The organism is Bradyrhizobium vignae (assembly GCF_004114425.1).
GTDB classification, from domain to species: Bacteria; Pseudomonadota; Alphaproteobacteria; order Rhizobiales; family Xanthobacteraceae; genus Bradyrhizobium; species Bradyrhizobium vignae.
The window spans coordinates 85,811-108,138 of sequence record NZ_RDQF01000011.1 but is presented as its reverse complement, the minus strand read 5'-3'; the positions used below and the strand labels follow the sequence as shown (position 1 = coordinate 108,138).

Sequence of the window (22,328 nt, the reverse complement as noted above, 5' to 3'; positions counted from 1 at the left end):
TCCTCACAGGAAAGCCTCGAGGCTGACGACGGCGATCCCGAGATCCCGAAAGCTTTGATGGGTCGCGGCCACCGAGCCGTCGAGATCGATGCCTCGGCAGGCATCCTCGATGACGGCCACCTCCAACCCCGCCTTGCGCGCATCCTCCGCCGAGAAGCGGACGCAGAAGTCCAGCGCCAGACCGGCGACGAAGACGGTCTTCAGCTCGCGTTCGCGCAAATAACCGAGCAGTCCGGTCGGCGTCCGATGGTCGTTCTCGAACAGCGCCGAATAGGAATCGATGCCACGGCGAAAGCCCTTGCGCACCACGAGGCTCGCCCGGGTCACGTCGAGATCGCGATGAAATTCAGCCCCCGCCGTGCCTTGCACGCAATGCGCTGGCCATAACACCTGCCGGCCGTAGTCGAGCTCGATCGCCTGGAACGGCTGCTTGCCAACATGGTTCGACGCGAACGAGACGTGGTCGCGCGGATGCCAGTCCTGGGTCAGTACTACATTGGTGAATTTTTGGGCGATCCGATTGATGGCGGGGACGACCTTTTCGCCGCTGGGAACGGCAAGCGCTCCACCGGTACAGAAATCGTTCTGTACGTCGATCACCAGCAGCACGTCGCGGTCGGAAATCTTCATCGCAAGGTCCCGTTCGAGCCGCCCGGTGTCGAGCACCGGACGCCCCCTCCCAATGTCGATCTTCCGGCGCAGCTTCGCAACCACAGACCGCGTGCGGCGATACCGCGCTGATGGACGCTGATGGACAAGGTCGTCCAGGATGCAACGGTTTGACCTTATCCGTGTTGACTAGGAACAACCAAGCGAGGATCCTCAGACCGTCCGCGTTTGCGGATCGGATCAGGAACGGAGGCGAAGGTTCCCGAGGGCCGCCAGGGCCGCGGAAGCCGCAGGGCCATGGGCATCGGCAGGACAGGAAAGATTCTTCTCGCCGATATCGGCGGCACCAATGCGCGCTTCGCACTGAGCCTGAGCGATCAGACCGGACCGATCGATATCGATTATGTGAAGGTCGCCGACTTTCCGACCGTCCGCGAAGCCATCGCGGACGTCCTGGCGCGCCGGTCGGGCGGCGATCAGCCCAAAAGAGCAGTGCTGGCGGTGGCGGGTCCCGTCACCAACAACCGCTGCGTCATGACCAACAGCCCCTGGGTCATCGACGGCAACGAGCTGCAGCCCGCGCTCGGCTTCGACAGCGTCCATGTGCTGAACGACTTCGAGGTGGTGGCTTGGTCCCTGCCCGCCTTGCAACCTGCCGACCTCCTCCCGCTGGGCGGAGGCGATGGCTTGCCCGGAGAGCCGTTGCTGGTGGTCGGGCCAGGAACCGGTTTTGGTGTCTCCTGTCTGATTGAACGCCATGGCGCGCGACTGGCCGTCGTCACTGAGGCCGGGCACGCGACCCTGCCGGCTGAGAACGAGCGCGAGGAACGTGTGATTGCGTGCTTGCGCCGACGCCTCGGCCATGTCTCCATCGAGCGTGGCGCACTCTCGGGTTCCGGGCTGCAGAATCTCTACGAAGCGTTGGCTGAGATCGATGGCGTCCAGGTGCCGCATCGCGATGCCGCGGCCATCACCAAATCCGCGCTGGAGGGCAGTTGTCCCGTCAGCCGCGCGACGCTGGAGATGTTTTGCGCCATCCTTGGCTCGGTCGCCGGCAATCTCGCGGTGACCTTCGGAGCCCGCGGTGGCGTCTATATCGCCGGCGGAATCGTGCCGCGCTTTCACGAATTCCTTGCGGCCTCCGCGTTCCGGGCGCGCTTTGAAGCGAAGGGACGCTTCCAGGATTATCTGCGCAACATCCCGACCAGGCTCGTGATCAAGCCTGATGCGAGCTTCGTCGGCCTGAAGATGTTTGCCGACCACACTTCGGATTGACGGGCCGTTCGCTCTTTGCCGCTCACGGGCGACGGTAATTCACAGCAGATTTCTGCGGGCGCCCGGTTCCAGGCAGGAACGCGCTTGCGTACACATCTCAGATGAGAAACAATCTCATCGTGTGTGGCGTAGTTGCGGGGGCGTGACATGCGTAAACAGGATTTCGGTTTCGACTATCACCGCTATCACCGCCTGTTGCGCGAAGCCGACAGCGAAGACAAGCGGTTGGCCCTGATCGAACTCCTGATCGAGGAAAAGGCCCGTGACCGGCTGGCTGCGCAGCGCGCTTCGGATCGCGCGGCCATGACGGCTCACACCATCGCCATGGTGCTGAGGAACGGTCGCAACTGAGGCTTGCAATCCGGTCGCGCCCGCTGAGAACGCGGGATTCGTTTCCGATTCCGTTAACGACGCCTCGCAATCTCATGTCAAACTTTTTGCTCTAAAGGTTCCCTCACCTGATGCAATTCAGGATCAACAAGGGGGGAATGAACATGAGCATGATTTCACTTATCGCGATGCCGGCCGCCGTCGAGACGCGTTTCGCCGATTCGTCCTTCAAGACCATCTTGCTGTTCTGCTGCACGGGCGTGGTCGCCTCGTTCGGTCTGATGGCGCGCGGCATCGACCTCGGCGCCGGCCTGATGTGAGAGCGCGACGAATTCCGTCGTCAAATGGCCGCCCAGAGGGGCGGCCATTTTCGTTGGTGCTCAGTGTTGAGCTTTGTCCGGGGCTCCCGGAAACATCGAATCGATCATCGCCTTGAGCTGATCGATCGCGATCGGCTTGCGCAGGATCGGCCTGCGCCGGAGCAAGGACGGCAGCAGTTCCGGGCCGTAGCCTGTGGCGAACAGAAACGGTTTTCCGCGACGCTCGATCAAGTCGGCGACCGGATCGACGTAGACGCCCATCAAATTGATGTCGAGGATGGCCAGATCGTATTGCGCGGTCATGGCAAAGGCGCTGGCGTCGCGCACATTGTCTGCTTCCGCGACGACGTGGTGGCCGAGTTCCTCCACCATGTCGGCGATCATCATCCGGATCAACGCCTCGTCTTCGACCAGGAAAACGGAGAGTCCGTCCGCCATATCAACCCCGCAGTCAGCCTTGCGAAGCTAACCATAACCGAATTGCGGAGAGGATTCACGAATTCGTGGCGGGCGCGTCAATTCAGATGCGTCCGAGCCGATTCAACTTGATCAATCCAATCCGCGCTCGTGGCTGAGGCGCACCATCTCCTGAATGAAGACCTGCTTCTGCTTGTCGTCGAGGCTCGAATAAAGCGGCTCGGCGGCGTCGGCGACGTTGCGTTGGTCGGCAGCCCGATCAATCAGGAACTGGGCTTCGTTGCGCATCTGCTCGATGATGTCGTCGGGTGGATCCCGCTTGGCGCGCGCAACCCGCAGGTTGAGCCGCTCTGCACCATTATGCCCGAGGTAGTGCATCGCGCTCGCGAAGCCATACCAGTGCTTCTCCTGATCCGCCGTCAGATTCAGCTCGGTCTTGATCCGCTCGATATAGGAATCGCTGTTGGCGACAATCTGCTCGGCCGTCAGCTGCGGCGCGCCGGTCTGGGTGAGGACCGTGACATCCTTGTTGTCTTTATTGCCCTTGTTGTCCTGCGGCGCGTTCTTCGCCTCCTTGCTCGCCTTGGCACCCTTGCCCGCCTTGGCGCTCTTGGCATCCTTGTCCTTGGCCGCCCCCTGCTGCTTGGCGTCCTTGCTGGACTCCTTGGCGGGCGGCGGCTGATTGTTGCCGTTGCTGTTGCCGACGCCGAGCACGCCGGTGAAGACGCCAACCACGCCGCCGATCGCGCCGCCGAGCACGCCACCGACCGGACCTGCCGCCTTGTTCCCGGCCGCGGCGCCTTCCTGAACGCCTTTGACCAAACCTTGAGCATTCGCCACCGCGGCGGCACCGAGCAACAGCGTAAGCACGGCGCCCAGCGCGAGGCATCGCCGCAGGTAAAGCCGCGCTGACGGCGCCGTGTCGGTCATTCTCGTCTCCATCTCTGTTCTGAGTCTTTTCTGACTGGCCTATCGGGGGGAGTCACGGGCCAGCTGCAACTCTATCGTTTCCGCCGGTTCGAGGTCCAGACGCATCCGATCCGCTGTCCACGCCCGAAAAGTCTTTGGCGCGAAGCGGTTATGCAGGCTTATTCGAAACTGCGGCGTAAATGCGCACCGATCCTTCCAGACGGATCGACGCGAAGTGTGCGTCGCAAAAACAACGAGCGCCCTGCCCCTGCGATCCGTCGCCTCGACACGCGTCCGACGTTTTCCGGACACAACGTTAGTTCTAGACGCGGAGCCATTCGGCTTTCTCGACAGACGCGATCAATCATGATCTGATCGCGCTACCAATTTGCCGCGGCATCCGTGAATTGACCACGCGGGCCGACGGCGCAAATAAGAAAATCGAGCAACAAGAACTCAATAAAGAAGTCTCTCAGAGGAAGCTCCAACAACAACACCCAAGCGAGGAAACGAGATGTCACGAAAGACACTGACGCGACGTCAATTTGTGGCTGCCACAGCAATGTCCTCCGCGGCGCTGATCACGGCGCCCTATGTCCGGGGCGCCTACGCTGCCGGCAAACTCTCGATCGGCTTCTGGGACCATTGGGTGCCGGGCGCCAACCAGGCCTCGACCGATCTCGTCAATGAATGGGCGGCGAAGGAGAAGGTCGAAGTCTCCATCGACTACATCACCAGCAACAACAAAAAGATCGAGCTGACCGCCGCCGCCGAAGCCCAGGCGAAATCTGGCCATGACATTCTCCAGATGCCGAGCTGGTGGCCGCAGGCCTACGCCGAGAATCTCGAGCCGCTCAACGACGTCATGGAGCCGCTCCTCAAGCAGAATGGCGAGGTGAACGGCACCGTCAAATATCTCGGACAATCCGGCGGCAAATGGCTCGCGGTGCCCGCGACACCCGGCAGCCAGATCAAAGGCCCCTGCTCCCGCATCGATCTGATGAAGAAGCACGCCGGCATCGACGTGCAGGAGATGTATCCGGTCGGCGCTCCGCCCAAGGCGGAGAACTGGACCATGGAGACCTTCCTGAAGGCGGCCGAGGCTTGCCAGAAGGCCGGCTTTGCCTTCGGCATCGGTCTCGGCGAGACCACCGACAGCGTGGATACCGCCGGCGCGATCTTCCAGTCGTTCGGCGCCGAGCTCGTCAATGCCAAGGGCGATATCACGGTGAAGACCGATCAGGTCCGCCAGGCCATGGAATTCTACAAGAAGCTGATCGCGTTCCTGCCGCCGGATGCGCCGTCATGGGACGACGCTTCGAACAACAAATGGCTGATCTCCGGCCGCGGCGCGATGATCCTCAACCCGCCGAGCGCCTGGGCCGTCGCCAAGCGCGATGCGCCGCAGGTCGCCGAGCAGTGCTGGACGCACGGCTTCCCGTCCGGTCCCAAGGGCCGGTTCGCACCGTACCTGCCCTACTTCTGGGGCGTCTGGAGCTTCGGCAAGAACAAGGAGGCGGCCAAGAGCCTGCTCGTTCACCTGTCCGCGCCATCGTCGATCGAGAAGTTCGTTGCGGTGAGCGGCGGCTACGACCTGCCGGCCTACGCGAACATGACCAAGTTCAAGACCTGGGCGGAGGAAGGCCCGCCGAAGGGAACGCTCTTCCACTATCCGGATCCCTACAAGCATCAGACGCTGTCGATCGCAGCGTCGCCCGCGCCGCCCAAGATCGCGCAACAGATCTACTTCCAGGCGACGCTGACGAAGATGGCGCTGCGCTATGCGCGCGGCGAGAGGTTGGATCAGGCGCTCGCCTGGGCCGAGGGCGAGTGCGAAGGCTTCATGCGGAGCTAAGCCGGGCGTGTGCCAGGGCGGCTCGCGCCACGCGCGTGAGCCGCCAGGGCTCCGTCATCGGATCCGCAAGACCTTGAAGCCGACCGTTATGGCCGGCTCCAAGCTTGGACTGCTTGCAAGAAGACTGACCTTAAGGATTCTGACATGGCCGATGTCGTCGTTGAGCGAGGTCGCGTCGCACGTGCCACGGGCGCGCGCAAGGGAAAGAGCCTGCGCAATGCGCTCGGGCGAAAATCGACGGTTGCGTTCTTCCTGACGCTGCCGCTGATCCTCCTGATCGCGCTGCTGGTGCTCTACCCCGCCTTCTACTCGGTTCACCTCGCGACGCTGAACAAGGCGATGACGAAGTTCGTCGGCCTCGGCAACTTCACCTTCCTGTTCAAGCGCGAGACGTTCTGGATGGTGGTGCAGCAGTCCTGCATCTTCGCGATCACCGCTGTCATTTTCAAGGCGATGATCGGCTTCGTCGTCGCGCATTTCGTCCATAACATCCCGGCCAAGGGCCAGCGCAAATGGCGCGGCATGCTGCTCGTGCCCTGGGTGATCCCGCCGGCGATGAGCACGCTGGCCTGGCTGTGGCTATTCGACCCCTCCTACAGCGCCTTCAACTACACCTTGTCCTTCTTCGGCGTCGGTCCGATTCCCTGGCTCGGCGAAACCTTCTGGGCGCGCTTCTCCGTCATCCTCGTCAACGTCTGGTACGGAGCGCCGTTCTTCATGATCATGTATCTGGCCGCACTCAAATCCGTGCCCGATCAGCTCTACGAGGCCGCGGCCATCGACGGCGCCAATTGGTGGCAGCGGATCTGGTACGTCACGCTGCCGATGATGCGCAACATCATCGCCATCACGACGCTGTTCTCGCTGATCGTCACCTTTGCCAATTTCGACATCGTGCGCATCCTGACCTCAGGCGGCCCGCTGGATACGACCCACCTGTTCGCCACCTGGGCGTTCCAGGTCGGCATCCAGAGCAGCGACATTCCGCTCGGCGCCTGCGTCTCGCTGTTCATGGTGCCGATCCTCGCCGTCGCAGCGATCTTCATCCTGCGCGATGTCACCAAACGCGGAAACGAAGCCTGATGAGCACGGTTGCAATCGACAAGGCCGGCCCCTCCCGCAAGGTCAAGTATGGCAGCATGAGCCGCGACCGTGCCTGGGCGCTGCGCTGGTCCTATTTCTTCCTGGTGCTGTTTGCGATCTTCTTCCTGACACCACCGGTCTACATGCTGATCACCTCGCTCAAGAGCAGCGCGGAGATCTCGGCGGCGACCAACCCCTGGTGGGTATTCCACCCGACGCTGTCGAACTATGTCGAGCTGTTGAGCTCGAACCAGTTTCTGCGCTTCTTCTGGAATTCGTCGATCGTGTCGATCGTGGTCGTCATCATCACGATGGTGATCAGCATTCCCGCGGCCTTTGCCCTGGCCCGGATGAAATTCTGGGGCTCGGCGACGCTGGCCACCGGCGTCTTCCTGACCTACCTGATCCCGGACAGTCTCCTGTTCATCCCGCTGTTCAAGATGCTCGGCGTGGTCCAGGATTATACCGGCATCACGCTGTTGAACCGATGGTATGTGCTGCTGTTCATCTATCCGACGCTGACGGTGCCGTTCTGCACCTGGATCATGATCGGCTATTTCGCCTCGGTCCCGAAGGAGCTCGACGAGGCCGCGCTCATCGACGGCGCCTCCTGGCTGCAGACGCTGACACGCATCTTCATCCCGGTCGCGCTGCCCGGGCTGATCGCAGCGACCATCTTCGCCTTCACGGTGTCCTGGGCCCAATTCCTCTATCCCCTGGTGTTCACGACATCGGTCGACCAGCTGGTGCTGCCGGTCGGTATCACCACCACGCTGATCAAGGGCGATGTGTTCAACTGGGGTCAGATCATGACCGGCGCGCTGCTCGGCGCCGCGCCGCCGCTGATCATCTACGCGTTCCTGATGGACTACTACATTGCCGGCTTGACCGCCGGCGCGACAAAGGGCTGATGACTCATGGCTGACGTTGCTCTGCGGAAAGTAGTTAAGCGTTACGACGATGTCGAAGCCGTGCGAGGCATCGACCTCGACATCGCCGACCATGAGTTCATCGTGCTGGTCGGCCCCTCCGGCTGCGGCAAGTCGACGACGCTGCGGATGATCGCAGGGCTCGAGGACATCAGCGACGGCGACATCATGATCGGCGGCGACGTGGTCAACGACGTGCCGCCGAAGGACCGCGACATCGCCATGGTGTTCCAGAATTACGCGCTCTACCCGCACATGACGGTCGCGGAGAATATGTCGTTCGGTCTGCGCCTGAAGCACTACCCCAAGGCCGAGATCAAGGCCCGCGTGACGGAGGCAGCCCGGCTCCTCGACATCACCGACCTGATCGACCGCAAGCCGAAGCAGCTCTCCGGCGGCCAGCGCCAGCGCGTCGCCATGGGCCGCGCCATCGTGCGCAATCCCAAAGTCTTTCTCTTCGACGAGCCGCTCTCCAATCTCGACGCCAAGCTGCGCGTGCAGATGCGGATCGAGATCAAGAAGGTGCACCAGAAGGTGCGCACCACCACCGTCTACGTCACCCACGACCAGGTCGAGGCGATGACGCTGGCCGACCGCGTGGTGGTGATGAACAAGGGGCGCATCGAGCAGATCGGCACGCCGAACGAGCTCTACCACAAGCCGGCGACGCGCTTCGTCGCAGGCTTCATCGGCTCGCCGGCGATGAATTTCATCCCGTGCCGCCTCGAGGATGTCGGCGGCACGCTCCAGATCCGCCTCACCGACCGTATCGCTTTCCCGCTGCCGCCGGCCCGTGCCGCGCGATACAACGCGTTGCCGCGCACCGACAAGCTGCTGCTCGGCCTCCGGCCCGAGCATCTGACGGAGTCGCACGCGCATCTCGAGCCCGGGGTCGAGACCTTCGAGACCGTGCTCGACGTGACCGAGCCGATGGGAATGGAGACGCTGGTCTATTTCGGGCTCGACGGCACGCCGGTGTGCGGCCGCGTCAATCCCAATGCCGGCGCCAAGGACGGGGCACCCATGCGCCTGGCGATGGACCTCAACAACATGCACCTGCTAAATGAGGAAACCGGCGTCGTGTTGTGACGCCGTGAAGAAACGCTAGCAGGCAGGGAGCGATGGCGACCAACAAGAAGAAGATTTTCGTTACTCAAACTTTGTCGCAAGGGGCGCGCGCCCTCCTCACCCAGCGGGACGATATCGAGCTCGTCGAGTTTTCCAACCTGATCTCCGCGAAGGACTTTGAGGCGCTGCTGAAGAGCCATGCGCCGGTCCATGGGGTGGCGTTAGGTGCCACCGCCTTCGGCGAGACCGAGCTCGAGGCGGCCCGCGACATGAAGGTGGTGACCCGCATCGGCGTCGGCTACGACGCCGTCGACGTGCCCGCGCTCTCCCGCCGCAAGGTGCCGCTGATGGTCGCCGGCAGCGCCAACTCGCCCTCGGTCGCGGAAGCGGCGCTGTTCATGATGCTGACGCTGGCCAAGCGCGCGCAGGAGCTGCATGCCTGCGTCAAGGATGGCACATGGGCCGACCGGCTCGGCATGCTGCCGTTCGACCTCTACGGCAAGACCGTGCTGGTCATCGGGTTCGGCCGCATCGGCAGTCGTACCGCCAGGCGCTGCCTGGCGTTCGAGATGAAGGTGCAGGTCTACGATCCCTATAAGCCCGCCGCCGAAATCAAGGCCGCCGGCTGCGAGCCCATCACTGACCTCGACGCCGCGCTAGCTCACGCCGATTTCGTCACCATCCACTGCCCGAAGACGCCGGAGACCGTCGGCCTGTTCGATGCGGCGCGGATCGGCCGGATGAAGCCGAAATCCTACCTCATCAATACCGCGCGCGGCGGCATCGTGAAGGAAGCGGCGCTCTACGACGCCCTGGTGTCGGGAAAGCTCGCCGGCGCCGGTATCGACGTGTTCGAGGTGGAGCCGCCGCCGGTCAGCAACGCGCTGTTCGCGCTGTCCAACGTCATCATGGCACCGCATGTGGCCGGCGTCACGGTCGAGGCTGTCCAGCGCATGAGCGAGCAGACCGCGCGCAACATCCTGAGCGTGCTGGACGGCGATCCCATCCGGCAGAACGTGATCAATCAGGACGTGCTGGGCTGAGCGACAGGCGGACGCATGGCGCGGGCGGTCGCATCGCGTCATGAGTGACCTTAACATGTTGCGCGGACCCGGCGGCTGCGAGCGCACGGAAGCCGAGTATCGCAGACTGGCCGTCTTGGCCGGCTTCTCTTTCGCAGGGACGACTGATATCGGCTCGTTCAGCCTCATCAAATCAGGAAGGTCGGTGAGTGAAGCGGACACTGTTGTGCGCACCGCCGCACCTGCATGACAAACTCCGATTTTCCTGGAGGACCATCGGCCCATCCTGATGCCCGCTCCGGGTCACAACCGGGCTTGGGACCATTTAGCGGAGTGGCCGACGGTCTCTGCAGGTTGAAAGGCGATAATGTCCGGCGGCCCCCGACGGGAGGATTCCTTTTTGCTCGCCGGTGTTTCCTCTGTACGGTGGAGAACGGGCATGCAGGGATCACTAGGGAAAAAGATCGGTGAAGGCGCCTTCTCCGAAGCTTACGCCTGGGCGCCCGGTCAGGTGGTGAAGCTGTTCAAGGCCGGCGTCTCTCATCAGCTCGGTCGGCATGAAGCCCGAATGATCCGCGCTGTCCATGCCGCCGGCCTCCCGGTGCCGGCGGTGTTCGGCGAGGTGATCTTGGACGGGCGCTTCGGCATCGTGCTGCAGCGGCTCGACGGACCGACCCTGTGGCAGCTCTCGCGGACCGGCGCGGTGACGTTCGAACGGGCGGGAGCGATTGTCGCCGCGCTTGCCATGTCCGTTCACAAGACGCCCCCGCCGCCGGAGGTCCTCTCCCTGCGCGAGTATATGGAGGCGGAGTTGCGGCACGACGACGGCAAGCTTCCGAAGCACGTCGCCACCGATGTCCTCGCGCTGATCGAGCGCTTGTCGTCCGACGACAGGCTCTGCCATTGCGACCTGAGCCCCGGCAACGTGATCATGACGGCGGAAGGCCCAAAGCTCGTCGACTGGACTTTCGTGATGCGCGCGCCCGCCGCCGTCGACCTCGGGTTCTTGCATGTCATCCTGTCCGAGCTCGCCCCGGAAATCGCTGACAATCCCGAGCGGCCGCGCGCGACCAATGCGGCGGCGCAATCCGAATATGCGCGGCTGGCCGGCACGTCTCTCGCGGAGCTGACGGCGGCAATGGAGCCGTATTTGCCCATCGTCCGCACCTTCGTCGTCCTCGGCAACGTGGTGCCGTCCTTGCGGGAGCGGCTGATCCAACGCATTGAGGCGGGTTTGCGCTCGGAAGACTGAACAGTCTTGGTCGCGCGCGCGAGCCGTTCCTCGAGTAAACGACGCGTAAACGACGTCGTGTCCTTAATGGCATTTTCTGGGTCTTGCGATCCGGGGCACCTGGCGTGATCTGCCCGAGGCATTTGGTCCGCCACGTGCTACAACCGCTTCATCCGCTGGCGGCGGGCTGGTGTCGTCGCATGGTGACACGCTACGACAGGCTTGCCGCCAACTACCCTGCTTTCGTTCAACTGGCGTCAATCAGGCTATGGCTGCGCCTTAATGAGTTCGCGTCCTGGAAAGCATGAGTCCGCGTCCCAGAAAGTGTCCCATTTTGGTGCAGATCGAGCCCCAACTCAGCCTCAATCGAACGCGCGTAATAGGACCGGCCGCGGCGGCGCGGGACAGACTGGCCGGCCGCGTCGAGCTGGAGGATGACCCTTGGCAGAGATCGACCCGACCGACCACGCGCTGGCGACCATCGCCAGCATTTTGGAGCACCCCGAGCCCGTCCTCGTCGTCCGCGATAGCGCGACCGAGACGGCGGTTGCCGATGAGCAGGCGGTGGCCCAGGAGCAGGTCGTTACCGACGAGCATCCTGTCGTCGAGGAGCAGCCGCTGGTGCCGGAGCACACCGATGCCGATGGCTACAGCAAGGTCGGTCCCGGCCCCATGGTGGCGATCCGTCTCAAATGGACGGTCCATCGCGGCGATGACGGCCAGTATTACGTCCACGAGACCATCGGCGAGCAGTCCGCCCCCGTGGTCAGCGGCCCGATGACGAGCGAGGCCGCTGTGCGTTTCGTCGATGCGCAGGAGGAAGAGGCCAATAAACGCTTCGAGCTGCTCCGCAGCGAGATCGCCGGCCGCAGCTCGCTCGCCGATTACGAGCGCAAGGGCGAAGCGTAAGGCAGCTAGCAGACCAGGTCTCGCTACACCTCTCCCGCAGGGAGAGGCAAACACGGAGCCCTACTTCCGCCCGAGATAATCCTTCTTCACGAGCTCGACGCCGGCGTGCCGTAGCAGGTCGTAGGCCGTGGTGACGTGAAAGAAGAACTGCGGCACGCTGAACGTCAGCAGCAGCGTCCGCCCTGTGAAGGGCAGCTCGGTGCCGTTCTTCAGCCTGAAGAAGACGTTCTGCTCCGCCGCGGCATCGATCTCCGCACGCGGCAAGCTTTCGATGAACTCGATCGACGTTGCGATACGCGCTTGAAGCCCGGCCATATCGTGCTCCAGCGCCGGCAGCGCCACCGGCTCGCGCTGCGCCAGCAGGGCCGGCGCAACGGTAGCGTGGCGGCAGGCCTCACCGACCTGCTGCGCCAGGTCGTACATGTTCGGCGCAAGGCGCATGCCGAGCAGAACCGTCGGGTTGAACTTGCGGGCCTCTGCATAAGCGACGCCCTTGTCGAGCAGCGCGGACAGGTTGCGCAAATAGGGCACGAACAGGCCGACCGAGGCCTCGTACATCGATATCGTCACCTCAAGGATTCCCTTCAATTCTGCCTCGCCCGCGACGGGCATCTGGTCTAAATCCACGTCCGAACGGCTGCACAATGACAGCTCGCGCAGGGGTAGAAAAGAGATGATCGTTCGAATCGTGGCGGCCTTGGCCGTGGTGTTGCTGGCAAACCTTTCGGCGCAAGCGCAGCAGGCGCCCTCGCGTCTCGACGAGATCGTCCAGCGCGGCACGCTGCGCGTCGGCATGACCGGCGACTACAAGCCATTCACCTACCTGGACAAGACGACGCAGCAGTTCAGCGGCTTCGACGTCGACATGGCGCAGGCGCTCGGCAAAGCCCTCGGGGTCAAGGTCGAGTTCGTGCCGACGGCTTGGCCGAAGCTGATGAAGGATTTCGAGGCCGACCAGTTCGACATCGCCATGGGCGGCGTGTCGGTCACGCTCGACCGGCAGAAGAAGGGCTTCTTCTCGACGCCGATCATGCGCGAGGGCAAGACGCCGATCACGCGCTGCGCCGACGTCGGCAAGTACCAGAGCCTCGCCGACATCGACAAGAAGGGCACCCGCATCATCGTCAATCCCGGCGGCACCAACGAGCGCTTTGCGCGTGCCAACATCAAGGATGCCGAGATCACCGTCTTCCCCGACAACACAGCGATCTTCGACGAGATCGCCAAGGGCAACGCCGATCTGATGATGACGGACGCCTCCGAGACACGCTACCAGCAGAAGCAGCACGCCGGCGTGCTGTGCGCGGTGCATCCCGAAAAGCCGTTCGACTTCTCCGAGAAGGCCTATTGGCTGCAGCGCGACATGGCGCTGAAAGCCTTCATCGACCAATGGCTGCACATTTCCATGGAAGATGGCAGCTACAAGAAGATCTACGCGGCCTGGTTCGATTAAGGCCGCGTCCTCCTGTCGCTTGCCCCGCCAAACTTTGGACCGGCCCCAGGCCTATTGAACCCGGAGCCGCCGGAAGACGACTCATACCAACGACAGTGATCTAGATCACTTTTTGCGATGTTGCCGGCGCGTAAGCGTCGGTGCGGGGACGATCTGTTGAGGAGACGGAAATGAGGAAGCTGTTGGCCGCGGCCGCATTCCTTTTGGCGAGCACCGCCGCGCAGGCGCAGTACACCTTCGAATATGGCGGGCGCACCATCCGCATCGATCCGGACCGCGGCACCGTGCAGATCCCCGGCGTGTTTGACAACACCGGCCAGGGCAAGGCCAAGAAGGCCAAGAAGAACGAGCAGGCGCCGAACCAGCAACCGCAACAAGCGACGGTCGAGCCGCAAACGCCGGCGGCGCCAGCTCCGGTTCCCGCCCCGGTCACCCCTCCGCCCGTGGCCGCGCAGCCGCCCGCACCAGCGCCCACTGCCGCAGCAGCGCCGCCACCCGCTCCGCCACCACCAGCTTCACCGACGACCACGACGGCCACTAGCACGCCGGCCGATACGCCCTTGGTGCCGCCGCCGGCACCTGCGCCTGCCACGCAGCAGGCAGCGCCGGCCGCGCCGCCTCCGCCCGCTCCGGCGCCTGCCCCCGCCCCCGTTCAGGCGGCCGCGGCGGCACCCTCTCCGGCAACCGCGCCCACACGCGATCTCAATTCACCGGTCGGCGTCTGGCTCACCGAGGAGAAGGAAGGCAAGGTCCGCATCGAGCAATGCGGCACCAACCTCTGCGGCTACTCGGTCGACAGCAAGTCGAACCAGAACGGCGAGCAGGTTCTGATCAACATGAAACCCGGCAAGGACCAGAAATGGTCCGGCCGCATCCTCGATCCGAACTCGGGCTCGACCTATGATTCGACGATCGCCATGAAGGGCACCGACCAGTTGCGCGTGCAGGGCTGCGCCTTCGGCGGCATGTTCTGCGGCGGCCAGACGTGGACGCGGGTGAACTAGAGCCTCTCGAATTCTCCAGGACCGGGTGATTCCGGGGCACGCGAAGCGTGAACCCGGCATCTCGAGAATTCCGCGTTCGGCGACGCATCGCGTTGGGGCGATGCGTCTTGTCCGGGACACAGCAGCCTTAGCCCAACGCGGCCCCGTATTCCGCGTCGGTGACCGGCTCCAGCCAGGTCGAGTAGACGCCGTCGAGCGCTTCCTGCATGGCGATGTGGCACATGCCGTTGGTCGGTGATGCGCCGTGCCAATGCACTTCGCCCGGCGGAATCCAGATGGTGTCGCCGGGGCGGATCTCGCGGATCGGGCCGCCCTCGGACTGGACGCGGCCGACGCCGGAGATGACGTAGAGCGTCTGCCCGAGCGGATGGTGATGCCAATTGGTGCGTGCGCCCGGCTCGAATGCGACGCGCGAGCAGTTCAGCCGTGCCGGTGCGGGCGCCATGATGACGGGGTCCTGCCACACGGTGCCGGTGAAGTTTTCCTTGGGCGCGCGCCGGGTCGGCCGCGTGCCTGCAACAGTGATTTCCATTGGGATTACCTCGCTGCTTCCCGACTACTTCTTGCTGGCGGCGTAGCGCGCCTTGGTCTCGGCATTCATGGGATAGAGGCCCGGCAGCACGGCGCCGTTGTTCACCTCGTTGACGATCCAGGCCTCCATGCGCTCCTGCTCGACGCCCTCGGCGAGGACGTGGTCGAGCATCGCTTGCGGGATCAGCACGCAGCCGTCCTGGTCAGCGACCACGATGTCGTTCGGAAACACGGCAACGCCGCCGCAACCGATCGGCTCGCCCCAGCCGACGAAGGTCAGGCCCGCGACGGAAGGGGGCGCGGCATAGCCGTCGCACCACACGGGAAGATTGGTGCCGAGCACGCCCTCGACGTCACGCACGACGCCGTCGGTCACGAGCGCGGTGACGCCGCGCTTGACCATGCGCGCGCAGAGGATGTCGCCGAAGATGCCGGCATCGGTGATGCCCATGGCATCGACCACGGCGATGCAGCCCTCCGGCATCGCCTCGATCGCGGTGCGGGTCGAGATCGGCGAGGACCAGGATTCCGGCGTTGCCAGGTCCTCGCGCGCCGGCACGAAGCGCAGCGTGAAAGCCGGTCCGACCAGCCGCGGCAAGCCCGGGCGCAGCGGACGGGCGCCGCGCATCCACACATTGCGCAGCCCCTTCTTCAGCAGGACCGTGGTGATGGTGGCGGTGGTGATGCCGGCGAGGGTCTTGCGGGCTTCGGGGGACAGCGACATGGACGAGAACGAGCTCCGGATAGGCGGGAAAAGAACGCGCGCATCTTGCGAGCCGCAAGCCTTGCGTCAAGGGCCTCGAGGCTGGCAATAACGCAGGGCCGCTGGGCTATTATGCGACGCGATAACAAGGCTTTATCGCTTCCCCTTGCATTAATTTATTGGACTTGCGGGCGCATTTACGCGAAGCAGGGCAAAGCGGAACTCGAACGTCGGGGGCCGCATTCTTCAGAAGCCCGATTTCGACAGCTCCATGGCCGCGACGCTTCCCCCGCCCCGCCTTTTGCCCAGTGGCGACAGCGCCGTCACGGTCGAGTTCAGCCGCACCATCGACGAGGACGCCAACCAGCGCGTGCTGGCGCTGGACAAGGCGCTCGCAGCGAGCCCAATCGACGGCATCACCGAGACGGTACCGACCTATCGCTCGCTGCTGGTGCATTACGATCCCGGCAAGATCGGTTTCGACGCGCTGGGCGAAAAGATCCTCGCGATCGCCACCCAGCCGCTGCCGCCGGTCACCAAGGCGCGCCGCTGGCGCATTCCCGTCGCCTATGGCGGCGAGCATGGCATCGATCTCGAGGATGTCGCGAAGGCGCTGGGCACCACGCCCGACGATATTGTCGCCCGGCATGTCGGCGGCGACTACAAGGTCGCCATGATCGGGTTCACGCCGGGTTGGTCCTATCTCAGTGGCCTCGACAAGTCCCTGCACATGTCGCGGCGGCAAAACCCGCGGCTGCTGACACCCGCCGGGACGATCTCGATCGGCGGCGTCCAGGCCGGCATCCAATGCCTGGCCGCCCCGAGCGGCTGGCACCTCCTGGGCCGTACGCCTGTCAGAACATATCAGCTCCATCGCAATCCGACCTTCCTCACCGAACCCGGTGATCGCGTGACTTTCTTCGCCATCGACCACAAGACGTTCGAGGAGATGGATCGCGCTGCGGAAGCCGGCGAGATCATCGCTGAGCAGGTGGTCGCATGAGCCGGCTCGTCGTCCCCAGCATCGGCCCTGCAAGCTCCGTCCAGGATGGCGGGCGCTTCGGCGCGCAGCGCTATGGCTTGACGGTGAGCGGGGCGATGGACCGGCTGTCGCTTGCGGCGGCGAACACGCTCGTCGGCAACGAGCCTTTCGCGGCCGCCGTCGAGATCGGCCCGTTCGGCGCCTCCTTCACAGCCCGCGACGGCGCCGTGCGCGTGGCGCTATCAGGCGCACCGCGCAATGCGGACGTCGCCGGAAACCCGGTCGCGATGGACACATCGGTGACGCTGAAGGATGGCGAGACGCTGACGCTCGGCTTTGCCCGCGGCGGCGCGTTCACGTATCTGGCAATCGAAGGCGCCATCAAGGGCGAGCCGGTGTTCGGCAGTCTCGCGGTGAATGCGCGCGCCGGCCTCGGCAGCCCCTACCCGCGCCCGCTCCAGGCCGGCGACGAGTTCACGGTCGATGCCGCGAGCGGTGCACCGGAGCTGCGCATCGAGCTGCCGAAGCCGGCGAGCGGCCCGATCCGCGTGGTGCTGGGGCCGCAGGACGACGAGTTCGACGAGGCCAACAAGGCGCTGTTCCTGAACAGCGAGTGGAAGATCTCGGCCACCTCCGACCGCATGGGCTACCGGCTCGAAGGCCCCGCGATCAAGCATCTGCACGGCCACAACATCGTCTCCGACGGCACGGTCAATGGCAGCATTCAGGTGCCCGGCAACGGCGCGCCGATCGCGCTGATGATGGACCGCGGCACCTCCGGTGGCTATCCGAAGATCGCAACGGTGATTACGGCCGATATCGGCCGCCTCGCGCAGACCTCGGCAGGAACCGCGTTCCGCTTCAAGGCCGTCAGCATTTCCGAAGCGCAGGACGAGGCGCGAAAATTCGCGCAGTTGATCCGCAGCCTACCCGATCGCCTGCGCTCCTCCGACACCGTCGCGCTCAACATCGAGGCGCTCAGCGATGCTAACGTGGCGGGCTATGCGGTCAGCGCGGTCGATGCCGGGACGTGGCAAGTCGCGGCGGAGCCGTAAACGGCAACAAGACCAGAGGCGGAGAGCACCCCATGAAGACAGTCGATCTTAATTGCGACCTCGGCGAAGGTTTTGGCGCGTGGGAGATGGGCAACGATGCCGCCATGATCGAGTTGGCGAGCTCGGTCAACGTCGCCTGCGGCTTCCACGCCGGGGACCCCGACATCATGCGCAGGACGGTGGAGCTGGCAAAGGCGCGCGGCGTCTCGGTCGGCGCGCATCCCGGCTACCGTGACCTGCACGGGTTCGGCCGCCACCCGATCGCAGGGCTCAAGGCCTCCGAGATCGAGAACCTCGTCGCCTACCAGATCGGCGCGCTGCAGGCGATCGCGACCGCGGCCGGCCACAAGGTCACCCATGTGAAGGCGCACGGCGCGCTCTCCAATGTCGCCTGCGAGGACGACATGACCGCGAAGGCGATCGCCGCCGGCATCAAGGCGGTCGATCCCAGCCTGATCTTCGTCGTGCTCGCCAATTCGAAACTGGTGAAGGCCGGCGAAGCGGCCAATCTGCCGATGGTGCACGAGGTGTTCGCCGACCGCGCCTACGAGGACGACGGCAATCTGGTCTCGCGCAAGAAGCCGGGCGCGGTGCTGCACGATGCCAAGGCGATCGCCGACCGCGTGGTGCGCATGGTGCAGGACGGCGCGGTGGTCTCGGTGACCGGCAAGGTGATCAAGATGCGCACGGACACGGTCTGCATCCACGGCGACACGCCGGGCGCGGTCGAGATCGCGCGTGGCGTACGTCAGGCGTTGAAGGAAGCCGGGATCGAGGTCGCGCCGTTCAAGCGCGCGTGAGATACGTAAGAAGGGTACAGGGTGGGCGCGGCGCTATGCGCCTTTGCCCACCCGATGAGAGCATCAGAATGGGTGCACCGACAGCGTCCCGAACACGATCGCCGCGATCACCGCAAACGCGCTGTACATCGCAACGTGGTGCATGCTCGCCCCGGTCCGACGCGAGAGCGAACGCGCGTAGAAGTGCAGCCTGGCTTCAGCCGATAGTGCGCGCATGGTCGATCTCCAACGCCCCATTTGCGGGAGTATGAAGGATCAAGCCGGGGGGCAGGCAAGACGGTGGCGGAAATAGCGATGCGCCTTCTCCGAGGAGACAGCATCGCAGCTGTAAATTCTCTTGAAGTGCAGGTTCCGGGAATTTTATTCGTTCAAATCCGAGCCAGTTGGAACCGGCTCGGACGACGGCGGAGTGGCAGTGGTTAGTACACGTCCGCCTGGAAGCGGCCGGTCTTCTTGAGCTCGGCAACGAAACTGACGGCCTCATCCGTCGAACGCGCGCCGAACTGGGCGACGATATCGACCAGCGCGCGCTCGACATCCTTGGCCATGCGCTTGGCATCGCCGCAGATATAGAGATGCGCGCCTTCGGCGAGCCAGGTCCACAGCTCGCGGCCGACCTCGCGCATGCGGTCCTGCACGTAGAACTTCTTCTCGCCGTCGCGCGACCAGGCCAGCGACAGGCGCGTGAGCAGCCCAGAGGTCTTCATCGCGTTGAGCTCCTCCTGGTAGAAGAAATCGCAATCGCTGCGCTGATGACCGAAGAACAGCCAGTTCTTGCCGGGCGCGCCGGTCGCCTTGCGATCGAGCAGGAAGGCGCGGAATGGCGCGATGCCGGTGCCGGGTCCGACCATGATGATCGGCGTCTTCGGGTCTTGCGGCAGGCCGAAATTGTGCGCCTTCTGCACATAGACCTTGAGCTTCTCGCCCTCGGCGATGCGCTCGCCGAGGAAGGTCGAGGCGACGCCGAGGCGCTTGCGCTTGCCGATGACGTAGCGCACCGAGTCGACTGTCAGCGACAGTTTTCCCGGCGTCGCGTTGTGCGAGGACGAGATCGAGTAAAGCCGCGGCTGCAGCGGCTCCAGCGCCTCGACGAACGCCTCCGGATGCGGCCGCGTGCCGGAAAACTTCTGCAGCGCCGCCATCACGTCGAGGGTCGCGGCATCGCCATCGGGATCCTCGCCCTGCGCCAGCGCTCGCGCCTTCTCGCGCTGCGCGCCGCCGGTGATGAAGGAGATCAGCTCGAACAGCGTGTCGGGCGCCGGCGACAGCGAGACGTCATCGATCAGCACCTCGCGCAGCGTCTTGCCGTTCACTTTGGTGGTGTGGGAGGCGCCGAGCAGCGCGATGACCTGGTCGACGAGGCCGATATCGTTGCGCGGGAAGACGCCGAAGGAATCACCAACGACATAGTCGAGCTTGCTCTCGGAGAGATCGAACTCGATGTGATAGGTCTCCTTCTCCGACTTGCCCTTGTTGAGAAGACGGCGCGACAGGAACGTCGCTTGAATCGGATTGTCGCGCGAGCGGCCGGGCTCTGCGATGGTCACGGTCACGGCCGGCGCGGCCACCGCGTCCGTCTTCTCGGGAGCTTTCGCCACGGGCGCCTTGTCGAGCTCCTCGTACAGCGACTTCAGCATCCGCGCGGTTTCCTTGCCGCCGGGAACGCACAGATTGAGCCGCGCTTCGCTGCGGCTCGCGATCGCCTCCGAATAGTCGTGGCAATTGTAGCCGCACTGGCCGCAATCCTGCTGCGCCATCGCTGCCATCATCTTGCGCCGCAGGGGGCGTCCCTCGGCGAGCTTCATCCGCTCGGCGATCGGCATGGTCTGGTCATGCCATGGCGCTTCGCCGTCATCGCCGTCGCCGGCCGCTCCCTGCATGACGGCGGCGCCCTGCTCCGCCGACAGCGGCGCGGCAACGTCCGGCGACAGCAGCCCGGCGAAGAAGCCGTTCAGCCAGGAACGCTGCGCATCGGAGAACGGCGCGCTCGCGGGAATGAGGTCGAGTTTCGGCGGTGGGGTGATCTGGTTCATGCGGACACCTGTGCATCGGCCAGCTTGCGCAGCGTCTCGCCGTCGTGGCGGCGCGCAAAGGACAGGAAGGTTTCATCGGGAGACGAGCGATGGGCGATATAGGCCTTGAGCAGTTTTTCGACCGTCTTCGGTGCGTCCTCGGCCTTGAGGTCGTGATAGACTTCCTGCCCGACGTCGGCATCGGGGCCGAACCCGCCGCCGGTGAAGAGGTGATAGCCCTCGACCGTGTCTTCCTCGCCGACCGGCACACGCGCGCCAATCAGGCCGATATCGCTGATGTAGTGCTGCGCGCAGGAATGGTGACAGCCAGTGACATGGATGTTCACCGGCTTGTCCATCGCGACGCGCGGCTCGCACCAGTCGCCGATCTCGGCGGCGTGGCGCTTGGTATTGGCAGCGGCAAAGCGGCAACCGGCATTGCCCGTGCAGGCGATCAGGCCGGCGCGGATGTGCGAGGCCTCGACTGCGAGCCCGATCTGCTTGATGGCCGCGACGGCAAGCTCGACATTCTCGTCGCGCACGCCTGAAAGCAGGAGGTTCTGCCAGACCGTGAGACGGATCTCGCCGTCGCCGAGATCGCGCGAAACCTTGGCGAGGCCGCGCATCTGATCGGAGGTGAGCTTGCCGAGCGTCAGCGACACGCCGATCCAGTTGAGCCCGTCCTGCTTCTGCTTGTGCACGCCGATATGGGCCAGACGGTCGGCGGCAGGCCGCGGCGCAAACGCCTCTTCCGGCACACGCGTGAACGGCTTCTTCAGCCGCTCTTCGACCAGCTTGAGGAAGCCGTCGTGGCCCACGCTGTCGAGCACGTATTTCAGCCGTGCCTTGTTGCGATTGTTGCGGTCGCCATGATCGATGAACACGCGCACGATGGCGTCGGCGACGGCAGTCGCCTGCTCCGGCTTGACGATGATGCCGGAATATTTTGCAAAATCCTTGTGGCCGGTGATGCCGCCGAGACCGAGCCGGAACCAGATGCTGGGCTCGACGCCGAAACCGTCCTTCACCTCGTACGCGGTGAAGGCGATGTCGTTGGTCTCCTCGAGCACCGCGATCCTGCCGGCGCCGTCGAAGGCGACGTTGAACTTGCGCGGCAGGCCATAGAGCGAGCGGTCGTTGAGGATGTGATAGTGCCACTCGCGCGCATAGGGCCGCGTGTCGATGATTTCCTGCGGATCGATGCCGGCCGTCGGCGTTCCCGTCACGTTGCGGATGTTGTCGGCGCCGGAGCCGCGTGAGCACAGGCCGAGGTCCTGGATGCCTTCGATCATCCTGATCGCGTGCTTCGGCGGGATCTCGCGCAGCTGGAGATTGGCGCGCGTCGTGACGTGGCTGTAGGGACCGCAGAGCTCGTCGGCGAGATCGGCAAGGCCCGACAGCTGCCAGTGCTTCATGATGCCGTTCGGAATGCGCAGGCGGCACATGTAGGAGTCCTGCGTCGGCGCGACATAGAAGATGCCGTAATAGCGCCAGCGGAAATTGTCCGCCGGGCTCGGCGGGGTGTTGTCGCGCGCCTGCTGGCGCAGCCGGGGATAGGCGTCGAAGGGATGCTCCTCGCGCTTGAACTTCTCCTGGTCGGCAAGCTTCTTGCCCGCCGCGATCACCTTGTCCTGCGCCTTGATGTGAACGGCATCGGGACCGGTCGGCTCGGCATTCGTCTTGCCGGTGCCCGTGCCAAGGCCGCGGCCGACCCGGCTGATCTGCAGGCCCGTCGTGAAGCCTTCGAGATAGCGTTTCTGCTCGTCGGTAAAGTCGACTGAGACCGTATCGATTTTCATGGTGTGTAACGAAGCTCCTGCGGCCACCTCGG

Annotated in this window: 24 protein-coding genes and 1 pseudogene; 16 read left to right on the top strand and 9 right to left on the bottom strand. The window is 64.3% G+C overall.

The genetic code is table 11. The features are described 5' to 3' along the window. Positions 1-3 precede the first annotated feature (3 nt). Entirely contained in the window at positions 4-630 is a 627-nt protein-coding gene (pncA, locus tag EAV90_RS12340; RefSeq protein ID WP_122406669.1) for a bifunctional nicotinamidase/pyrazinamidase, read from the bottom strand. A 276-nt stretch (positions 631-906) separates the two neighbouring features. Between pncA and glk the strand changes: the two genes are divergently transcribed. From glk to EAV90_RS39420, 3 genes are all read left to right on the top strand, one after another. After that, on the top strand, positions 907-1,884 hold the full coding sequence (gene glk / locus EAV90_RS12335; protein WP_129143477.1) for a glucokinase: 978 nt from the start codon (positions 907-909) through the stop codon (positions 1,882-1,884). A 147-nt stretch (positions 1,885-2,031) separates the two neighbouring features. Continuing rightward, a complete protein-coding gene (locus tag EAV90_RS12330) occupies positions 2,032-2,235 on the top strand; it encodes a hypothetical protein (protein WP_122403241.1) in 204 nt (67 codons plus the stop codon). Positions 2,236-2,378: 143 nt separating this feature from the next. Beyond that, a complete protein-coding gene (locus EAV90_RS39420; protein WP_164936885.1) occupies positions 2,379-2,534 on the top strand; it encodes a hypothetical protein in 156 nt (51 codons plus the stop codon). A 60-nt stretch (positions 2,535-2,594) separates the two neighbouring features. Here EAV90_RS39420 and EAV90_RS12325 read toward each other — a convergent pair whose 3' ends face one another. Next, positions 2,595-2,972 (bottom strand): response regulator, encoded by a 378-nt coding sequence (locus EAV90_RS12325; RefSeq protein WP_122403240.1) that lies wholly within the window; start codon positions 2,970-2,972, stop codon positions 2,595-2,597. 111 nt (positions 2,973-3,083) lie between these two features. Then, positions 3,084-3,881: a Spy/CpxP family protein refolding chaperone gene (locus EAV90_RS12320; protein WP_122403239.1), complete on the bottom strand. Its 798-nt coding sequence runs from the start codon at positions 3,879-3,881 to the stop codon at positions 3,084-3,086. Positions 3,882-4,374: 493 nt separating this feature from the next. Here EAV90_RS12320 and EAV90_RS12315 point away from each other — a divergent pair, with 493 nt between their 5' ends. From EAV90_RS12315 to EAV90_RS39415, 8 genes and pseudogenes are all read left to right on the top strand, one after another. Beyond that, the gene (locus tag EAV90_RS12315) at positions 4,375-5,715 is read left to right on the top strand and encodes an ABC transporter substrate-binding protein (RefSeq protein WP_122403238.1); all 1,341 of its coding nucleotides are present in this window, start codon (positions 4,375-4,377) and stop codon (positions 5,713-5,715) included. Positions 5,716-5,859: 144 nt separating this feature from the next. Further along, the gene (locus EAV90_RS12310; RefSeq protein ID WP_122403237.1) at positions 5,860-6,798 is read left to right on the top strand and encodes a carbohydrate ABC transporter permease; all 939 of its coding nucleotides are present in this window, start codon (positions 5,860-5,862) and stop codon (positions 6,796-6,798) included. Beyond that, on the top strand, positions 6,798-7,709 hold the full coding sequence (locus EAV90_RS12305; protein WP_122403236.1) for a carbohydrate ABC transporter permease: 912 nt from the start codon (positions 6,798-6,800) through the stop codon (positions 7,707-7,709). The genes EAV90_RS12310 and EAV90_RS12305 overlap by 1 nt, the downstream gene beginning before the upstream one ends. A 6-nt stretch (positions 7,710-7,715) precedes the next feature. After that, positions 7,716-8,816, top strand: a complete 1,101-nt coding sequence (locus EAV90_RS12300; protein ID WP_122403235.1) for an ABC transporter ATP-binding protein — start codon at positions 7,716-7,718, stop codon at positions 8,814-8,816. Between the two features lie 32 nt (positions 8,817-8,848). Then, positions 8,849-9,838: a hydroxyacid dehydrogenase gene (locus EAV90_RS12295; protein ID WP_122403234.1), complete on the top strand. Its 990-nt coding sequence runs from the start codon at positions 8,849-8,851 to the stop codon at positions 9,836-9,838. A gap of 379 nt (positions 9,839-10,217) precedes the next feature. Then, entirely contained in the window at positions 10,218-11,069 is an 852-nt protein-coding gene (locus EAV90_RS12285) for an aminoglycoside phosphotransferase family protein (RefSeq protein WP_245163237.1), read from the top strand. Continuing rightward, a pseudogene (locus tag EAV90_RS12280) lies at positions 11,041-11,243 on the top strand (transposase); the annotation flags it as partial. The gene EAV90_RS12285 and the pseudogene EAV90_RS12280, both read left to right, overlap by 29 nt. Before the next feature lie 246 nt (positions 11,244-11,489). After that, the gene (locus EAV90_RS39415) at positions 11,490-11,957 is read left to right on the top strand and encodes a hypothetical protein (RefSeq protein ID WP_162500273.1); all 468 of its coding nucleotides are present in this window, start codon (positions 11,490-11,492) and stop codon (positions 11,955-11,957) included. Positions 11,958-12,017: 60 nt separating this feature from the next. Here the strand turns inward: EAV90_RS39415 and EAV90_RS12270 are convergent, their stop codons facing one another. Then, on the bottom strand, positions 12,018-12,515 hold the full coding sequence (locus EAV90_RS12270; RefSeq protein WP_122406666.1) for a DUF1993 domain-containing protein: 498 nt from the start codon (positions 12,513-12,515) through the stop codon (positions 12,018-12,020). A gap of 115 nt (positions 12,516-12,630) precedes the next feature. Between EAV90_RS12270 and EAV90_RS12265 the strand changes: the two genes are divergently transcribed. After that, the gene (locus tag EAV90_RS12265) at positions 12,631-13,410 is read left to right on the top strand and encodes a transporter substrate-binding domain-containing protein (RefSeq protein WP_122403232.1); all 780 of its coding nucleotides are present in this window, start codon (positions 12,631-12,633) and stop codon (positions 13,408-13,410) included. A 170-nt stretch (positions 13,411-13,580) separates the two neighbouring features. Continuing rightward, the gene (locus tag EAV90_RS12260; RefSeq protein WP_122403231.1) at positions 13,581-14,414 is read left to right on the top strand and encodes a DUF2147 domain-containing protein; all 834 of its coding nucleotides are present in this window, start codon (positions 13,581-13,583) and stop codon (positions 14,412-14,414) included. Positions 14,415-14,541: 127 nt separating this feature from the next. Here the strand turns inward: EAV90_RS12260 and EAV90_RS12255 are convergent, their stop codons facing one another. Both EAV90_RS12255 and EAV90_RS12250 read right to left on the bottom strand, forming a co-directional pair. Next, positions 14,542-14,946, bottom strand: a complete 405-nt coding sequence (locus tag EAV90_RS12255; protein ID WP_129143476.1) for a (R)-mandelonitrile lyase — start codon at positions 14,944-14,946, stop codon at positions 14,542-14,544. A 24-nt stretch (positions 14,947-14,970) separates the two neighbouring features. After that, positions 14,971-15,669 (bottom strand): ribonuclease activity regulator RraA, encoded by a 699-nt coding sequence (locus tag EAV90_RS12250; protein WP_027550912.1) that lies wholly within the window; start codon positions 15,667-15,669, stop codon positions 14,971-14,973. 250 nt (positions 15,670-15,919) lie between these two features. Here EAV90_RS12250 and pxpB point away from each other — a divergent pair, with 250 nt between their 5' ends. Genes pxpB through EAV90_RS12235 form a run of 3 tightly spaced genes read left to right on the top strand, consistent with a single transcriptional unit; the run spans position 15,920 to position 18,485 of the window. Then, a complete protein-coding gene (gene pxpB / locus EAV90_RS12245) occupies positions 15,920-16,651 on the top strand; it encodes a 5-oxoprolinase subunit PxpB (protein ID WP_122403229.1) in 732 nt (243 codons plus the stop codon). Beyond that, positions 16,648-17,685, top strand: coding sequence for a 5-oxoprolinase subunit C family protein (locus EAV90_RS12240; RefSeq protein WP_122403228.1), 1,038 nt, complete (start codon positions 16,648-16,650; stop codon positions 17,683-17,685). The genes pxpB and EAV90_RS12240 overlap by 4 nt, the downstream gene beginning before the upstream one ends. A 32-nt stretch (positions 17,686-17,717) precedes the next feature. After that, positions 17,718-18,485: a LamB/YcsF family protein gene (locus EAV90_RS12235; protein WP_122403227.1), complete on the top strand. Its 768-nt coding sequence runs from the start codon at positions 17,718-17,720 to the stop codon at positions 18,483-18,485. A gap of 63 nt (positions 18,486-18,548) precedes the next feature. Here the strand turns inward: EAV90_RS12235 and EAV90_RS12230 are convergent, their stop codons facing one another. The 3 genes from EAV90_RS12230 to EAV90_RS12220 form a co-directional block, all read right to left on the bottom strand. After that, positions 18,549-18,701: a hypothetical protein gene (locus tag EAV90_RS12230; RefSeq protein ID WP_164936884.1), complete on the bottom strand. Its 153-nt coding sequence runs from the start codon at positions 18,699-18,701 to the stop codon at positions 18,549-18,551. Between the two features lie 203 nt (positions 18,702-18,904). Continuing rightward, the gene (locus tag EAV90_RS12225) at positions 18,905-20,518 is read right to left on the bottom strand and encodes a sulfite reductase subunit alpha (RefSeq protein ID WP_122403225.1); all 1,614 of its coding nucleotides are present in this window, start codon (positions 20,516-20,518) and stop codon (positions 18,905-18,907) included. Next, complete coding sequence (locus EAV90_RS12220) at positions 20,515-22,296, bottom strand: NirA family protein (protein WP_164936883.1); 1,782 nt, start codon at positions 22,294-22,296, stop codon at positions 20,515-20,517. The genes EAV90_RS12225 and EAV90_RS12220 overlap by 4 nt, the downstream gene beginning before the upstream one ends. Between the last annotated feature and the right edge of the window lie 32 nt (positions 22,297-22,328).

Excerpts from the sequence above, each read along its gene's own strand:
- pncA (WP_122406669.1), bottom strand. The coding sequence starts at position 630 with ATGAAGATTTCCGACCGCGACGTGCTGCTGGTGATCGACGTACAGAAC.
- glk (WP_129143477.1), top strand. The coding sequence starts at position 907 with ATGGGCATCGGCAGGACAGGAAAGATTCTTCTCGCCGATATCGGCGGC.
- EAV90_RS12330 (WP_122403241.1), top strand. The coding sequence starts at position 2,032 with ATGCGTAAACAGGATTTCGGTTTCGACTATCACCGCTATCACCGCCTG.
- EAV90_RS39420 (WP_164936885.1), top strand. The coding sequence starts at position 2,379 with ATGAGCATGATTTCACTTATCGCGATGCCGGCCGCCGTCGAGACGCGT.
- EAV90_RS12325 (WP_122403240.1), bottom strand. The coding sequence starts at position 2,972 with ATGGCGGACGGACTCTCCGTTTTCCTGGTCGAAGACGAGGCGTTGATC.
- EAV90_RS12320 (WP_122403239.1), bottom strand. The coding sequence starts at position 3,881 with ATGACCGACACGGCGCCGTCAGCGCGGCTTTACCTGCGGCGATGCCTC.
- EAV90_RS12315 (WP_122403238.1), top strand. The coding sequence starts at position 4,375 with ATGTCACGAAAGACACTGACGCGACGTCAATTTGTGGCTGCCACAGCA.
- EAV90_RS12310 (WP_122403237.1), top strand. The coding sequence starts at position 5,860 with ATGGCCGATGTCGTCGTTGAGCGAGGTCGCGTCGCACGTGCCACGGGC.
- EAV90_RS12305 (WP_122403236.1), top strand. The coding sequence starts at position 6,798 with ATGAGCACGGTTGCAATCGACAAGGCCGGCCCCTCCCGCAAGGTCAAG.
- EAV90_RS12300 (WP_122403235.1), top strand. The coding sequence starts at position 7,716 with ATGGCTGACGTTGCTCTGCGGAAAGTAGTTAAGCGTTACGACGATGTC.
- EAV90_RS12295 (WP_122403234.1), top strand. The coding sequence starts at position 8,849 with ATGGCGACCAACAAGAAGAAGATTTTCGTTACTCAAACTTTGTCGCAA.
- EAV90_RS12270 (WP_122406666.1), bottom strand. The coding sequence starts at position 12,515 with ATGTACGAGGCCTCGGTCGGCCTGTTCGTGCCCTATTTGCGCAACCTG.
- EAV90_RS12265 (WP_122403232.1), top strand. The coding sequence starts at position 12,631 with ATGATCGTTCGAATCGTGGCGGCCTTGGCCGTGGTGTTGCTGGCAAAC.
- EAV90_RS12260 (WP_122403231.1), top strand. The coding sequence starts at position 13,581 with ATGAGGAAGCTGTTGGCCGCGGCCGCATTCCTTTTGGCGAGCACCGCC.
- EAV90_RS12255 (WP_129143476.1), bottom strand. The coding sequence starts at position 14,946 with ATGGAAATCACTGTTGCAGGCACGCGGCCGACCCGGCGCGCGCCCAAG.
- EAV90_RS12250 (WP_027550912.1), bottom strand. The coding sequence starts at position 15,669 with ATGTCGCTGTCCCCCGAAGCCCGCAAGACCCTCGCCGGCATCACCACC.
- pxpB (WP_122403229.1), top strand. The coding sequence starts at position 15,920 with ATGGCCGCGACGCTTCCCCCGCCCCGCCTTTTGCCCAGTGGCGACAGC.
- EAV90_RS12240 (WP_122403228.1), top strand. The coding sequence starts at position 16,648 with ATGAGCCGGCTCGTCGTCCCCAGCATCGGCCCTGCAAGCTCCGTCCAG.
- EAV90_RS12235 (WP_122403227.1), top strand. The coding sequence starts at position 17,718 with ATGAAGACAGTCGATCTTAATTGCGACCTCGGCGAAGGTTTTGGCGCG.
- EAV90_RS12230 (WP_164936884.1), bottom strand. The coding sequence starts at position 18,701 with ATGCGCGCACTATCGGCTGAAGCCAGGCTGCACTTCTACGCGCGTTCG.
- EAV90_RS12225 (WP_122403225.1), bottom strand. The coding sequence starts at position 20,518 with ATGAACCAGATCACCCCACCGCCGAAACTCGACCTCATTCCCGCGAGC.
- EAV90_RS12220 (WP_164936883.1), bottom strand. The coding sequence starts at position 22,296 with ATGAAAATCGATACGGTCTCAGTCGACTTTACCGACGAGCAGAAACGC.